This window comes from Paracoccus sp. (in: a-proteobacteria) (assembly GCF_032007265.1).
Taxonomy (GTDB): Bacteria; Pseudomonadota; Alphaproteobacteria; order Rhodobacterales; family Rhodobacteraceae; genus Paracoccus.
This window is the reverse complement of sequence record NZ_DALZMB010000108.1, coordinates 1-12463: the sequence shown is the minus strand read 5'-3', so window position 1 is coordinate 12463 and position 12463 is coordinate 1. Positions and strand designations below refer to the sequence as shown.

Annotated in this window: 16 protein-coding genes; all 16 read right to left on the bottom strand. The window is 59.3% G+C overall.

The features are described from left to right. On the bottom strand, positions 1-2707 hold a 2707-nt coding region (locus RTS12_RS17335), incomplete at its 3' end, for a tape measure protein (protein WP_312530740.1). A 323-nt stretch (positions 2708-3030) separates the two neighbouring features. Further along, positions 3031-3183 (bottom strand): hypothetical protein, encoded by a 153-nt coding sequence (locus tag RTS12_RS17330; RefSeq protein ID WP_312530738.1) that lies wholly within the window; start codon positions 3181-3183, stop codon positions 3031-3033. Beyond that, positions 3180-3635, bottom strand: coding sequence for a gene transfer agent family protein (locus RTS12_RS17325; RefSeq protein ID WP_312530736.1), 456 nt, complete (start codon positions 3633-3635; stop codon positions 3180-3182). Before RTS12_RS17325 ends, RTS12_RS17330 begins: the two co-directional genes overlap by 4 nt. Further along, the gene (locus RTS12_RS17320; protein WP_312530734.1) at positions 3635-4081 is read right to left on the bottom strand and encodes a phage tail protein; all 447 of its coding nucleotides are present in this window, start codon (positions 4079-4081) and stop codon (positions 3635-3637) included. The genes RTS12_RS17325 and RTS12_RS17320 overlap by 1 nt, the downstream gene beginning before the upstream one ends. Positions 4082-4145: 64 nt before the next feature. Then, positions 4146-4559: an HK97-gp10 family putative phage morphogenesis protein gene (locus tag RTS12_RS17315; protein WP_312530742.1), complete on the bottom strand. Its 414-nt coding sequence runs from the start codon at positions 4557-4559 to the stop codon at positions 4146-4148. Beyond that, positions 4453-4785, bottom strand: a complete 333-nt coding sequence (locus RTS12_RS17310) for a hypothetical protein (RefSeq protein WP_312530744.1) — start codon at positions 4783-4785, stop codon at positions 4453-4455. Before RTS12_RS17310 ends, RTS12_RS17315 begins: the two co-directional genes overlap by 107 nt. Then, the gene (locus tag RTS12_RS17305) at positions 4785-5171 is read right to left on the bottom strand and encodes a DUF3168 domain-containing protein (protein ID WP_312530732.1); all 387 of its coding nucleotides are present in this window, start codon (positions 5169-5171) and stop codon (positions 4785-4787) included. Before RTS12_RS17305 ends, RTS12_RS17310 begins: the two co-directional genes overlap by 1 nt. After that, a complete protein-coding gene (locus RTS12_RS17300; protein ID WP_312530730.1) occupies positions 5168-5494 on the bottom strand; it encodes a phage head closure protein in 327 nt (108 codons plus the stop codon). The genes RTS12_RS17305 and RTS12_RS17300 overlap by 4 nt, the downstream gene beginning before the upstream one ends. Then, positions 5491-5940, bottom strand: coding sequence for a head-tail connector protein (locus tag RTS12_RS17295; protein WP_312530728.1), 450 nt, complete (start codon positions 5938-5940; stop codon positions 5491-5493). Before RTS12_RS17295 ends, RTS12_RS17300 begins: the two co-directional genes overlap by 4 nt. Next, on the bottom strand, positions 5940-6131 hold the full coding sequence (locus RTS12_RS17290) for a hypothetical protein (RefSeq protein WP_312530726.1): 192 nt from the start codon (positions 6129-6131) through the stop codon (positions 5940-5942). Before RTS12_RS17290 ends, RTS12_RS17295 begins: the two co-directional genes overlap by 1 nt. 59 nt (positions 6132-6190) lie before the next feature. Further along, a complete protein-coding gene (locus RTS12_RS17285; RefSeq protein ID WP_312530724.1) occupies positions 6191-7399 on the bottom strand; it encodes a phage major capsid protein in 1209 nt (402 codons plus the stop codon). Between the two features lie 12 nt (positions 7400-7411). Continuing rightward, positions 7412-8089, bottom strand: a complete 678-nt coding sequence (locus tag RTS12_RS17280) for an HK97 family phage prohead protease (protein ID WP_312530722.1) — start codon at positions 8087-8089, stop codon at positions 7412-7414. After that, on the bottom strand, positions 8040-9299 hold the full coding sequence (locus tag RTS12_RS17275; protein ID WP_312530720.1) for a phage portal protein: 1260 nt from the start codon (positions 9297-9299) through the stop codon (positions 8040-8042). The genes RTS12_RS17280 and RTS12_RS17275 overlap by 50 nt, the downstream gene beginning before the upstream one ends. Continuing rightward, on the bottom strand, positions 9296-11026 hold the full coding sequence (locus RTS12_RS17270; protein WP_312530718.1) for a terminase large subunit domain-containing protein: 1731 nt from the start codon (positions 11024-11026) through the stop codon (positions 9296-9298). The genes RTS12_RS17275 and RTS12_RS17270 overlap by 4 nt, the downstream gene beginning before the upstream one ends. Beyond that, on the bottom strand, positions 11026-11502 hold the full coding sequence (locus RTS12_RS17265; RefSeq protein ID WP_312530716.1) for a hypothetical protein: 477 nt from the start codon (positions 11500-11502) through the stop codon (positions 11026-11028). Before RTS12_RS17265 ends, RTS12_RS17270 begins: the two co-directional genes overlap by 1 nt. Positions 11503-12047: 545 nt before the next feature. Further along, complete coding sequence (locus tag RTS12_RS17260) at positions 12048-12404, bottom strand: HNH endonuclease signature motif containing protein (RefSeq protein WP_312530715.1); 357 nt, start codon at positions 12402-12404, stop codon at positions 12048-12050. Between the last annotated feature and the right edge of the window lie 59 nt (positions 12405-12463).

The window sequence follows — 12463 nt, the reverse complement described above, 5'->3', positions numbered from 1 at the left end:
TGGCACGCGCCGGGAGCCCAGCCCCGCGCAAGGCTTTCGTCAAAGGATCTCCTCCGCCTAACAGCCCCCCGAACAAACTGCCCCAGCTAAAGCCGCCACCGCCGCCGAACAGACTATTCAGCGCATCACGGATCCCGCTGCTCAAAATATCTGAGGCGATCTGCTTAAAGACCTGGGCGAGACCGTCGCGCAGGCTTTCACCCGCGAGTAGCGCGCCGGCCAGTGAATCGGCAATCCCATCGATCGCATCGTTAAAGCGATCCTGCGAGATTTCCTGGCGCTCCAACTCTGCGGTGAGCTGTCCAACCTGAGTGGATTGCGCCTCGATTTGGGCATTGAGCTTATCGTTAACTGGGATTCCACGTTTCTTGGCCTCATCCAGCAAAGCCCATTGAGCCTTGGCTTTAGCGACCTCCGCTGTCGATTGTCCGATCAGGCCGATTTCTCGCTGGAGGTTGAGAATATCCTGTTCCACATCCTCAAATAGGCCGGGCTCTTCCTTTTCCTTCTTGCCCTTCCCTTTCTTACCGCCACCGCTGCCACCCCGACCTTTTCTGCTCTCAGCAGATCGGCGCGCATCAGCGGCCAGATTCTCAGCAGCCAGCATTGCTGCCTGATCCTCTGGCAGGGCCGGGTTTTCTTTCCGGACCTGGGCAATCTCCTTTTCCAACGCGAGCTGTTGGCCGCTCAGGCTATTGATACGCCGCTGTTCAGCGATATAGGCCTCATTCGCTTTGCGAGTTTCATCCGCCGCAGCCTTATGGGCATTGAATGCCTGGATATGACTATCGGCAGGGGCACCGCCAGAACCCACAGCTGCAACGGCTGCCGCCGCAGAAGCCGCCATAGCACGCAAAGAGGCGAGCACACCGATAGCGCCATTCACGCTGGCAATCATCGGTTTAAAGCTCGGATTGGCTTCCCCAAGGCGCTCCAGCTCGGCCTTTGTCTCTTCGGCGGTTTTCTGACCATCTTCGAACTGAGTGATCAGATCCGCCATTTCCTGCTGGATCGCTGTGAAGGGCGTATCCTGCGCGGCCATTCTTTCGATCTCTTCGCGCAACTGAGTCAGTGCCGCCTGGGCAGCTTCCATTTCCTCCGTGGCCCCTTCTGCGATCAACACGGTTTCTGCGCTTTGCTGCAGGTTCGCGATATCTTGAAGGGAGGCCAAAAGCTGCTTCGCCGGCGTGGACAAATCCATACCCTCGAGCGGCTGCAGCGCCGCGACCGCAGCTTCACCAGAGATTTCCGCCTGACGGAGCTGGCTGGCGATATCACGAATGGCCGTCAAAGCTTCCTGATCGCCGTCCAGAAAGCCTTCATCAAAGAAATGGCGTCTCCAAGAGGATCCACGTTGCGCTTTGGCTTCGATGCCAGTCAGGTTATCCGTGCGACTTGCAGCAAAGGGATCAAGGATGCTTTCCCCCTTCAACCGCTCTAGTGCTGCGCGCAAATCACGGATTCGCTCGATCTTCTGGGCTGAGCTCAAATTATCGATGGATTGGGAAAGCTCATCAATAGCTTCTGTGGTCTGCGGGGTATAAAGCCCAAGTCTCTCCAATTCCTGACGCACCCGCTCCGTGCGCGCTTCTGCCTCACGGCTCGCATCAGCAAACAGCACCATTGCTGTTGCCGCTGTGGCACCGAGCAGCAGGCCGATCGGACCTGCCGCTGCGGATAGCCCAGACATTGCCGTGGCCAAACCGCCCATCGTGGAAGCCGCGCGGGCAGCCGCGACAAACTTGACGATTGCCCCCGTTCCCAGGCCAAGGTTTTTCACCATGTTTGCGATCGAGCGGCCCAGCATGGCCGCAGACAATACCGCCGCAACTTTTAGCGTGATATCAGCCACATTCTCGAAGTTATCTGCCAGCGCGCTGAGACCCGCCACAAGCCGCTCCGAAGCAGACATGCTGTCATCGGTCTGGCCGATGTACTGCATGAAAGCATTGCTCACCTTCGTCATGCCATCCTGAATTGTGGCATTGGTCGTGGCAAAGGCCGCTTGGATTTTTGGGCCCGCTTCAAGGATCGCTTTGAACACCCCTTCAGCGGTGATCCTCCCCTCCTCTCCCAGTTTTTTGAGCCCCGCGATGCTAACCCCGTAATAGTCAGCAATCGCTTGCGCGAGGATCGGAGCATTTTCTCGGACAGACCTAAGTTCATCGCCCTGAAGCACGCCCGAGCCGAGGCCCTGCGACAACTGCAGGATGCCGGCCTGCTGCTCCGAAGCCGCTGCCCCGCCTGCCTTGAATGCTTTATTGACGATCTCGGTTGCGCGCGCGATCTCCAGTTCCGACTTAGCCACGCCCCCAGCGGAGCGCATAAGCTTGGCGTAGAGATCCACCGTGTCGCTGATCCCGCTGCGGGTTTCATCCGCAATTTTGTTCAGATCCTCGAGGCTTCTGGCCTGCATGCCCGCGATCTGTCCCGCAGCTGCGGTCTTGTTTCCCGCCACCGTCCATGCATCTGCATACCGCGCAACTTCACGCACAGACAAAGCCGCACTGACCCCTGCCAACGGCGCGATTAAGGAACGGGCGGCCCGTGAGCCAATACCGTCGAGGTTGCGATTCATCTGTCGGAAACGGTTCTCAATTCCGCGCGCCTGAGAATTCGTCACACCCATGGCCTTGCGCATGTCGCGCTCATAGCCCTTGATGTCAGCTGATAGCTGGACAACCAGCTTTTCAAGGTCCGTTGCCATTAATCTGCCTTTGGAGTGATTATGATTTACAGGATGCGTTTCACCTCTGCCGGAACGATCGGAGCGGTTTTATTCGTCGGCGCAATTGCGGTGTCCGCATGGGAATCTGCATTAATGGTCAAGAAACTCATCCGAGGATTTCCACCTCAGGGGATAATCGCGCAGCCCACGCTTTATGCGCTATGCGCAGTTATTGGAGCGATTGGATTTGTAATGATGCTCCAAGGTCGAGAAATCATCACCCCTGATGAGCTCCCGGCCCCTCGGAAAAGGTTGGATCTATAGGCGTCAGATCGAGAGGGATTGGGGGACGGGGAAGGTCCCTACCCCATCCGGTCCATCACGCCCTGCCAGAGGTCATCTTCCTCATCTGCTGAGATCTTGCCCTCTTCCTCGGGAACATTGGCCTCGATCCAACCTGCAGTCGCGGCCTCGAACTCCCAAAGCGAACATGCTTTGACCTGAGCCGGGCTCATGCCGACGGCTTGGCCGGTGCCGAAGATCTGCGCGAACCTGAGCTTGCCGCGCGGGAGCGGTTCGCGCTCTTCTTTGCGCCCGCTGCGGCCTTTTCCGGCTTATCCTCTGGCGCGCCCTGCAGAGCGACACCGATCACCGCAAATGCGGTGGCAATATTTTCGTTCAGTTGACCAGGCCCGACATAGGTCCGCACCTTTTTCAGCGCCTCGACTGCCTCCATGCCCCCGCCGATCAGACCAAGCCGAATCGTTTCGGTGATATAGAGAGGCGATGCGTCCTTTGGCGGGACAGAGCCAAAGCTGCGTGCCATGAGGGCGGCTTCAAGTGCCCACTGGATAAACCATGGCCCGGCATCGCACTTTTCCTGTAGCTCAACCAAATGCTCGATCTTGAGGGCAAACGGATAGGTTCCGTCTGCCCAATCAAGCATGACCTGCGCGCTGCGGCTCATCAGACGGTCCGCTCATAAACGATCTCACCATCCGATTGCATCGAGATCGAGACGTTGACCCGCTCACCGATAGACCCGGTGATCTCAAAGCTTTCGAGATGGAAACGGCCCGTGTAAACGTCGCTGCCGCCATCGGGATATTCCAGTTCGACCTCGCATTCGATACTGTCGGTATCGAGCAGTGCGGCCTCCCAGATCGGAACCGACGATTTTGCCAGTACGCCCGATCCGCTGATGCTTGCAGACATGCTTTGAACGTCACGCTCCATCCAGGACGCAGCGTCAGGTTCATCACAATCGGGCACATTGACCTCGGCCAGCGTCTTGTTGCGATTGAACGATTTTTGCGTGAACCCGCAGGGCGCGACAAATGCCGGGGCCGGGGTCGCGCCGTCCGACAGGCGGACGAAAAACTTGCCGAACTTCAGGGTTGTCGGTTTAGCCATATTCTCTCTCCATGGCAAAAGGCCCCGCAGAAGCAGGGGAATGGACTGGTTTCGAGGAAATGCGTTATTTTCCTGCGGCTACGTCTCGGGCAGATTTACGCACAGCCGCGCGGATCTTGCGTCCGGCGCGTTTTCGATTGGCGCGCCACGACACAAAGAAGAAGGGCTGGGCCTCCATCTTGGACGTGCCGAACTCGACACAGCGCACATAATAGGCATCATCGGCCCCGCGAGATTTATCCCGCGACCCGGCATAGACCGTGATTGTCAGATCGCCGCCCACCCCGGCACCTTTCAGCGTGGCGACAACCATGGACCCCTTGGGCGCTTGCCCCCAGGTCCAGCCGATACTGTCGCGCAGCGCGCCAGCGCTACGGCGTCGGTCCGGGGTTTGAAGCACCGGAACCAGACTTTTCATCATCGCGACGATGCTGTCCGCGGATTCCGCCATCTTCGCCCTGATCTGTGTCTTTGCCACCTTCGGCAGTCGGTCCAGTTTCCGCTGCAACTTGGCCAGCCCCAGTATCGTTGTCGCCTTTGCCACGACGCGCCTCCGGATCTGTGAACTTGATGGCAAGCCCTTTTTCAATGGCTGCATCGGCGCACCGCTGGGTGACATTCACCCGCATGCCTTCGGAGTAGCGCACCGAGACGTTGGCCTTGGGCCGCCAACGGAAAGTACCGGTAAATTCAATCCAGGGCATTATTCCTCCACCATAATTTCGAGTTGCACCACGCCATGCACCCAATCAGGATCTGGATCGTCCCAAACCCGCGCCATGCTGACGCGGATTGGGTGCATGGTCAGCAAATCGGTATCGTCCCAACCGTTGAGGCAGGCCGACACATCATCAAGCAGATCTTCTGCCTCGCCTTTTGCCGAGTCCTTTGCCCAGATATCGACATGCAAGTTCAGCAGCCGACCCTCGAGACAATCCGCACTGTCATCCGTCCAATCAGACGGCCCTAGCGTGACGTAAGGTGTTGGGGTTGTCCGCACGGCCTTATCATAGACGCGGCCGCCAAGCTCGGGCACTTCGGCCATGATCCGGTCCATGACGATCTGGCGAAGGATAGAGCCGACCCTCATGCCCGACCCTCCGCCAGCATTTCCAGATAGGCACGGTCATCGCTCATACGCGGCAATTCCTTGATGTCGTAAATTCGCCCATCGATGACCGCGCGCCAATCCGATTGGATCTGCCGTGATTGGCTGGACCGGCGTACCGTCACGATTGCTGGCGCCTTAGCGGCAACCCGCGCCTGCATCACTGTTTCGCCGCCACGCAGCGCTTGGACGTGAGCCCAGACCGTAAACTCATTGCGCCACGACTGAACGATCTTGCCATTCCGGTCGCGATCTTCGATCGGCGACTGAAAGGCCACGCGCTTAGTCAGATCGCCTGCCCTCATCCGATCCACCTCCGATGGGGGGCAAGGAGTGCCTCATAGGCGCGGGTCGGCTGCCACTTGTCGGCCTCTTGCTCACGGTTGTGATAGAGCGTTCCGATATGAAGAAGGATCGCCGCACGGATCGGAGCAGGAATCCCGTCCGGATAGCCGACACGGAAACGCACTGCGGTCTCGCCATTAGCCGTCACGGGCGGATCGCTGTCGATCACCGGAACAAGCGGCAGATCTCCGGCTTTGCTCCCGCAAAATGTGACTTCCCATTCCTGCGGGGAAAGCGCGCGTCCGAGAACGCCGTCAGCGCCGTCGAGGTAAGTGACCGCCGCGTCGATGAGGCCTTGGATCAGGATATCCTCGTCATCGCCGTCAACGCGTAGATGGAGCTTGGCCTCGGCCAAGCTGATAACTGGATCGGTCGGCTCCGAAATAAGCTTCAGGCTTTTGTACATCAGCCTGCCTTGTTGCGCGGGGCCTTCACGGCCTTGTTGTTGACCGGCCTCTCAGCCTTTTCGTCTCTATGGACTAGCACACCCTTATTGACCAAATGCCCGACAGATATGGGATCGGCCTGGCGCTGGTCGCCCGGCAAATACAGGCGGTCACCCAAATGCTGACGGGTGACGTCATAGGTCTGTTTCATCATGGCCTCCTATCGGCTTGCAGAGGGGGCCGCCGAAGCAGCCCCCTTTCGAAAGACGATTATGGTCCGACTGCCAGCGCACCGGTCACGAAGGCCTCGGGACGATAGACCGCCAAAGCCAGCCGCTCTTCCGCGAGAATCGTGATCAGGTTCTTGGTGAAGTCGTCCTCGACATATGCCGCCTCGACGCGGGCTTCCCAACGATCGAAAAGCTGAGCGCCCATCTTGAACGCACCGGTGAGGAACCGACCAGCCGCAATCGCCTGCGTGGTCACGACTGGCAAGGCCCAGAGGGTCGGGGCAGTGGTCCCTTGCGGATTGCCGATGATGTAGCGCCCCTGAGTATCCTTCAGCAGCTCGACATTTGTCCAATCGATCGGGTTCATGACATGGCCGGTCGCCGGGAACTCCGCCAGCGCGGCCTGCAACATGGCGAGGCGCAGGACGTCCAGCGAGGTCGTGGCAGCGGCAGCACCAGCCGGAGCCGCATAGGCCGTGGCCTGCGGCATGATCCCCAGCAGGTTCTGGCCGGTGCCGTCGCCGTTCAGCAGCTGCTGCTCTTCGACATAGCCGAGGCCATACATCAGGCGCTGATCGATGATCGACCGCAGCTGCGAGAAATCGCTCAGGATCTGGCGCGAGGCCTTCATCCAATGGGCGACGACCTTCGACGAGGTCGAAACCAGTTCGAACTGGATATCCGAACTCGGCTTCGGCGCGCCCTCTGCGACCGGCGCAGCATTGTTCACGAAGCCGGACTCGCGAACGTACTCGAGGCTCGAACCGTCCATACGGCCGGGGGTGATCAGATCGCGCACGGTCAGGCGGCGCTGGGGCAACTCCACAATGCCGGGCAGGCGCGTGACCTCGACACCGGCGCCCGCCGAGCCAGCGGCATTGGTTGTGGCCGAAGTGATGGTTGCCTTGGCGCGCATGTCGACGCCGCCACGGCTGGAGCCGCTTTCCGCAAACGCTTTGACGCGCTCGTCTTCAATGAAGCGCTCACCGAATGACTTTTCGTCGACACGATCGCCGGTGCTGCCAGCGCGGGACAGCTTCTGCTCCATGGCCGAAACTTGCTCGGTCAGCTCGTTCATCTTGGTGAGCGCTTCATCGGCATCACGCTTGACCTGCGCCGTGAGTTCTTCACCGCGCTCAGCCTTGCCGAGTGCATCCTGCGCAATACCCTTGACTGCATCGAGCGATTTGTCGAATGCGGCTTTGGTTTCGGCGGCCAGCTCGGCAACCGATTTGGTTTGTTCCGACATTGGGAACCCTTTCTACGTGAGGTTCAGGGCGCGGAAGAACTCCGTCGCCTCTTTCGCCGCTTCGGCAGGTTCCCCCTGCCCTTTCAGGCACAAGCGCGCGGCGCGCTCTGCCTGCGAGTTCGAGAAGCCCAAGGCCCCCTTGAGCATTTGCTCGAACTCACGTTCCGTCAGCCGTTCCCCGGCCTTCAGACGTTCAACAATCTCGTGCGCGGCCTTTGCCGCCTTCACATTGGCGACGGTCGCATTCTCGTTCGCGCCGATCGACACGATACTGACCTCGAACAGGTCCAGCTTTTCCAGCGTCCAGATGCCGGTATCATTGTCGACCGAATACTCGCGGATCCGGTATCCAATCGAAAGACCGTCGATGTCACCGTTCTTGAGCAGCGCGTAGGCCTCGCGCCCGCGCTGAACGTCCATGTTCAGCTTGCCGCGCAGGATCAGCCCCTTGCTGTCTTCCTCGGCCGCAAGCCATTTGCCGATCGGTTCGCGCGCATCGTGCTGCCAGAACATCTTTGGCATCGTGCCCTTGGCCGCGTGATCCTTCAGGCTGACGGCATATGCGCCCGCCGCAATCACATCGCCATAGCTGTCCGGCTCACCGCCGAACGTCGAGCCATAGCCTTCGATCTCGCCCGTCTCAGCGAGGCTCTTGATTGACAGGATCGGATCGCTCTGTTTGGTCCGCATTGTCTGCCTCCGTAATGGGCTGGTTCTGCATCTGGATGCGCGGCACATCTCCGCCGTCGACCTTGCCGAGATTTTCGAGCGCCCTGACCTCATTGATGGTCATGGCACCGATCTGCGTCATAGTCTGATAGAAGCGGGCCCGCGACTGACTGTCCGCGCGCAGCAGGCCCTCCATGTTGAACTCGACCGACATGCCCCGAGCGCGCTCGGCAGGAGTCAGCAACTGCTTGGCAATAGCCTGCTCGATCCGCTTCAGGCGACGCCGAAGAGTGAACTTCTGGAATGCCAGCGTCTGCTGCTCGATCCCTGTTCCCCAAGAGGTACTCTTTTCGGTGAAGCCGATCATATGCGGCGGAACCCCGAAAATGGTGCAGATCTCCTGCATAGAGAACTTTCTGGTTTCGAGCAGCTGTGCGTCCTCTGGTTTGAGCGTCAGAGGCGTAATCTCGGTATCACCCTCGAGAACAATCGGCCGCCCGGCATTTCCAGCCCCAGACAGCTTATCGCCCAGCTTTTTCTCCGCGATCTCGCGCTCATCCGGCTTCAGCCATTGCTTGAACCGCAAAACCACGCTCGGGCGCATGCCATTTTTGAAAGTAGATGCAGAGGCACGCTCTGCCGCAACGGCATGCCCAAACGCTTGCCGTCCGAAATGAAGCGTCGACATACCCTGCAAGGGACCGCCACCAAATCCCCGAATGTGGAAAACGTCTTCGTCAGACAGCCGCCAAGATCGACCATCCTCGGACCAGCTGTATTCAATCCTTCCATTCGTCAGCCTGCGAACTGCAATCCGCATCGGGTTGATCGGAATGAGGGCAATCACCTTGTCGCCAGTCCGATCAATTCGAGCATAGGCATTTCCCCAAAGCTCGAGCGCGGTTTGCATATACTCCCAGAAGTCGACTGCGGTCTGGTCATAGTTCGGGCTATCGTGCAACACGCGATAGAGAGGATGATCGACGGCAACCTGACGGTCCTCGCCATTTCTGCGATAGACCATCAACGGCAAGCTGCCGATCGTGCCAGCGAGCAAATTGACACAGCCCCAAACCGCAGTCAGAGACAGTGCGCGCTCGGAGGTCACCGCCTCACCAGACCAGATCTGTTCAGTGCTCCATGCCCCGGCCTCGCGGATGCTCAAAGCAGTGGGCGGCCCAGATTTTTCCTTCGGCCCCAGCAGGGAGCCGAGCCAATTCTTCACTTTCATGCGGCCCCCAAAGCTGCGAAATAACTGCTGCGGCCCGCGTCAGCGGAAACCGGATTGCCAAACATCAGCATCGCCGCGTTGAAGGTGGCCATCAGCGTATCGATCTTCGCGCTGCCCGCCGTTTGCTTGGTGATGACGTAGTTGCTGCCCTTCAGCTCGGATTTGGCGTTGCCGACATTCCAGGCCATCAGCCCGGTATCACCATGGATCAACTTGCGATCCTTCAGGCGGCGCGGCAGCGTCAGCACCGCGGCCTGCAGCTTCCAGCCCTGCCCGACGCTGACATAGCGATCATCGGCATAGCCCCGCTCGACCAGTTCATCGATCAACTCGGCAATCCCGGCCGCATCGAGGCCGATGGCCGGGCTGTCCTTGGGCAGCAGGCCCGCCTCTTCCAGGCGGTCGATCACCTCGATGGCGCCAAGGACATCATCACCCACGGCTGCGCATAGGGTCAGATCGCCTGCCTTTTGAAAGTCCAACAAGCGCGGCGCGATGTCTTTGCGCTGTTTGAAGACCTCATCGAATGCCCAGGCATGGCCCCAATGCAGCCAATTGCGGCTGCCCCGCTCACGCCCGATGACCGCCATGCCGAAGAGGTCATCGAGACCGCCGCCGTCAACGCCGACCACGCAAACCTCCGAGCGCCGGATCACCTCATCGAGCGTCAACCCTTTGTCCCCACACGCCTGCCAATGGTCGGCGCCGGGCCAACGGTTGGCATGCAGCCCTAACCCAATCTCAATATTGAGGTGCTGCGAGGCCCAACGGATTTCTTCTTCCAAGCCCTTGTCAACCGCGCCCTGATAGTCCGCGACCAACCGCTCGATCGTGATAGAGCGCCCTAAATTGGGCAAAACCATCGGCCAGACCTTCGGGTCTCGCCAAACCTTATCTTCCGAACGCTGCATATCCTCAGGAAACTCATAGAGGATTGGCAGCATCCGCACCCCGGCGGTGATTGTGCCGTCCCGCACACCGCGAGCATATTGCAGCTCGGATTTAAAAACGCCTGCCGGCGGGATTTCGGATTGCGTGGTAATGATGATGAGCAAGCTCTCATCATTGGTGATCATCCCGCCCCGGATCTGGCCGATCACCCTCGCCGCATGGTTCATCTCAGCCATCAAGTGCAGCTCATCGATGATCGCGAACGCGGGGATCGAACCTGTAACCACCTTCGGATCAAAGCTCTTGATCTTCAGCTTGGCATTCATGCGAACGCCGGTTTCCTCGTCCTTATGCAGATCGAGGATCGTCTTCTTATGCTCGATCACCTTGAACCGTTTGGTCAAATAAGGATCGGCTGCGATCATTCCGGCGGCCTGTGCCAGACATTTGTCGGCCACTTCCTGCGTCGGCCCGATGATGACCCCATCGATGTTAGGGCGACGATTCATCAGCAGCGCGATCAAGCCAAGCGCCGCAGCATTCGTCGTCTTTGAATTCTTCTTCGGTATGAGGTTGAAGATCTCGCCCACGAAGCGCTTGCCGGTTGCCGGATCGATCGAGCCAAAAGCCGCCCGCACGATGTCGCGGATCCAGTCACCGCCGACCTCGGCCATGGTTGGCTGGCCGGGAATGTCGGGCACGCGCAGCAAATTGAACAGATCGACCGCCGCCTCAGCTGCGACCGGGTCCAGAGGCAGGCTGGCGATCGGCGTCTGACCCCGCCTGAGCTTGGCCGCCCAGTCTGGACAGGCGAAGGAAACCGCGTCCAAAGCCATCAATGCGCTCCACGGTTCCTTAGTCGGTCGAAGATATCTCCGTAATTGTCGGGCACCTCCTGCGCAGCCGCCCGTTCGAGTTCTTTTTTGCCCAGGCGCGCAGCCGGCGTGCCGTCTTCATCCTCATCATCGAGTTGAGGAGAACGGCGTGGCGCAGCGGGTGCCGCATCCTTGATCCGTTCCTGCAACTGGCGAATGGATGGCGTATGGCCCTCGCGCACTTTGCGCATCAGCACATCCAGCATCACGCCATCGACAAAGGTCGCGCCGAATTCCAGCTCACGGGAAAAATACTTCCGAAGGGTCTTTTCATCGATGCCCATATTCTCGGCGATGCGCTTTTGAGACCAGCCCGCTGCAATCCGAACCATAACAAAGTCCTGATTTTGCTTATCTTTCTTGAACGACTTGCGCCCACGCCGATCCCGAAGCGGAACCAGAGGATCGCCGAAAAGGTCAATCTCACCGCCGGCCATGGAATTTTCACTGGTCACGGGAAAAAAATCTCCGACTGAGGGGGACGCGGGTCTAGGCCGATCAGCCCCCCGGGCTTTCGACCTACCCCCCCGTTTCGGGTCGAATGGGCCTTTTTTCTCAAAAATCGGGCATTTTCGACCGACTCGCGTCGATTTCGAGGGCGGACCGAGCCGAATTCCGGGTCACCGGCAACCGTCAGGCCTCAGCCAGCGCCCACAACCTCGACATCACCTCTGTCGAAACTGAGACTTTGCAAGCTCCGAAGGGTTCCGGCTGGACGCGCCATACGGTGGTATGATCCGATCCTTCTTCCCAATGCATTGCAACCTGCCGTGCACCCGACTTGCTAAACCCGACCATCCTCGCAGCAAGTGCAAAGGCTAGGGTCTTGAGAGCCTCACATTCAACAGGTTCAATTCTGCGACCCGACGACTTTGGCAGGACACCTGCCGAAATCAGATCGATTAATGTATGAACCGCCAGCGCATTGTCGCAGCCCATCAATTCAGCAAGTCGTCCAGCGATCCCTCGGTAGCCGACAGTGCTACTCCAAGGCCTGTCCAAGTCTTGATCCACTTCGTTCCTCCCTCTGTTTCGCCCCGTCATGGCAGGACTTGCACAGGCATTGCAGATTGGTCGGATCCCAGAACAGCCGCTCATCCCCGCGATGCGGCTGGACGTGGTCGGCAACGAGATCAGGACTGTCGGCCACGCGCGCGCAACGGGCGCAGGTGAAGAGCGCAGCCGCGATGCACTGCCACCGGAGCCGTTGCCATGCGGCGGTCTTGTACCACTTGCGCCAAGCATAAAGCTGATCGCGCACGCGGGCTTGCCCTTGAGATTGCGGCACGCGCTGCTGCAGCGCACCAACCCGAGGGGTCAATTGCTTGAGCCTTGCCATGATGATCCCGCCCTAAGAGTTAGCGGTCATAGAGCCAAAGCGCCAACCGATGCGCACCG

Excerpts from the sequence above, each read along its gene's own strand:
- RTS12_RS17330 (WP_312530738.1), bottom strand. The coding sequence starts at position 3,183 with ATGAGCCCGGCTCAGGTCAAAGCATGTTCGCTTTGGGAGTTCGAGGCC.
- RTS12_RS17325 (WP_312530736.1), bottom strand. The coding sequence starts at position 3,635 with ATGAGCCGCAGCGCGCAGGTCATGCTTGATTGGGCAGACGGAACCTAT.
- RTS12_RS17320 (WP_312530734.1), bottom strand. The coding sequence starts at position 4,081 with ATGGCTAAACCGACAACCCTGAAGTTCGGCAAGTTTTTCGTCCGCCTG.
- RTS12_RS17310 (WP_312530744.1), bottom strand. The coding sequence starts at position 4,785 with ATGCCCTGGATTGAATTTACCGGTACTTTCCGTTGGCGGCCCAAGGCC.
- RTS12_RS17305 (WP_312530732.1), bottom strand. The coding sequence starts at position 5,171 with ATGAGGGTCGGCTCTATCCTTCGCCAGATCGTCATGGACCGGATCATG.
- RTS12_RS17300 (WP_312530730.1), bottom strand. The coding sequence starts at position 5,494 with ATGAGGGCAGGCGATCTGACTAAGCGCGTGGCCTTTCAGTCGCCGATC.
- RTS12_RS17295 (WP_312530728.1), bottom strand. The coding sequence starts at position 5,940 with ATGTACAAAAGCCTGAAGCTTATTTCGGAGCCGACCGATCCAGTTATC.
- RTS12_RS17290 (WP_312530726.1), bottom strand. The coding sequence starts at position 6,131 with ATGAAACAGACCTATGACGTCACCCGTCAGCATTTGGGTGACCGCCTG.
- RTS12_RS17285 (WP_312530724.1), bottom strand. The coding sequence starts at position 7,399 with ATGTCGGAACAAACCAAATCGGTTGCCGAGCTGGCCGCCGAAACCAAA.
- RTS12_RS17280 (WP_312530722.1), bottom strand. The coding sequence starts at position 8,089 with ATGCGGACCAAACAGAGCGATCCGATCCTGTCAATCAAGAGCCTCGCT.
- RTS12_RS17275 (WP_312530720.1), bottom strand. The coding sequence starts at position 9,299 with ATGAAAGTGAAGAATTGGCTCGGCTCCCTGCTGGGGCCGAAGGAAAAA.
- RTS12_RS17270 (WP_312530718.1), bottom strand. The coding sequence starts at position 11,026 with ATGGCTTTGGACGCGGTTTCCTTCGCCTGTCCAGACTGGGCGGCCAAG.
- RTS12_RS17265 (WP_312530716.1), bottom strand. The coding sequence starts at position 11,502 with ATGGCCGGCGGTGAGATTGACCTTTTCGGCGATCCTCTGGTTCCGCTT.
- RTS12_RS17260 (WP_312530715.1), bottom strand. The coding sequence starts at position 12,404 with ATGGCAAGGCTCAAGCAATTGACCCCTCGGGTTGGTGCGCTGCAGCAG.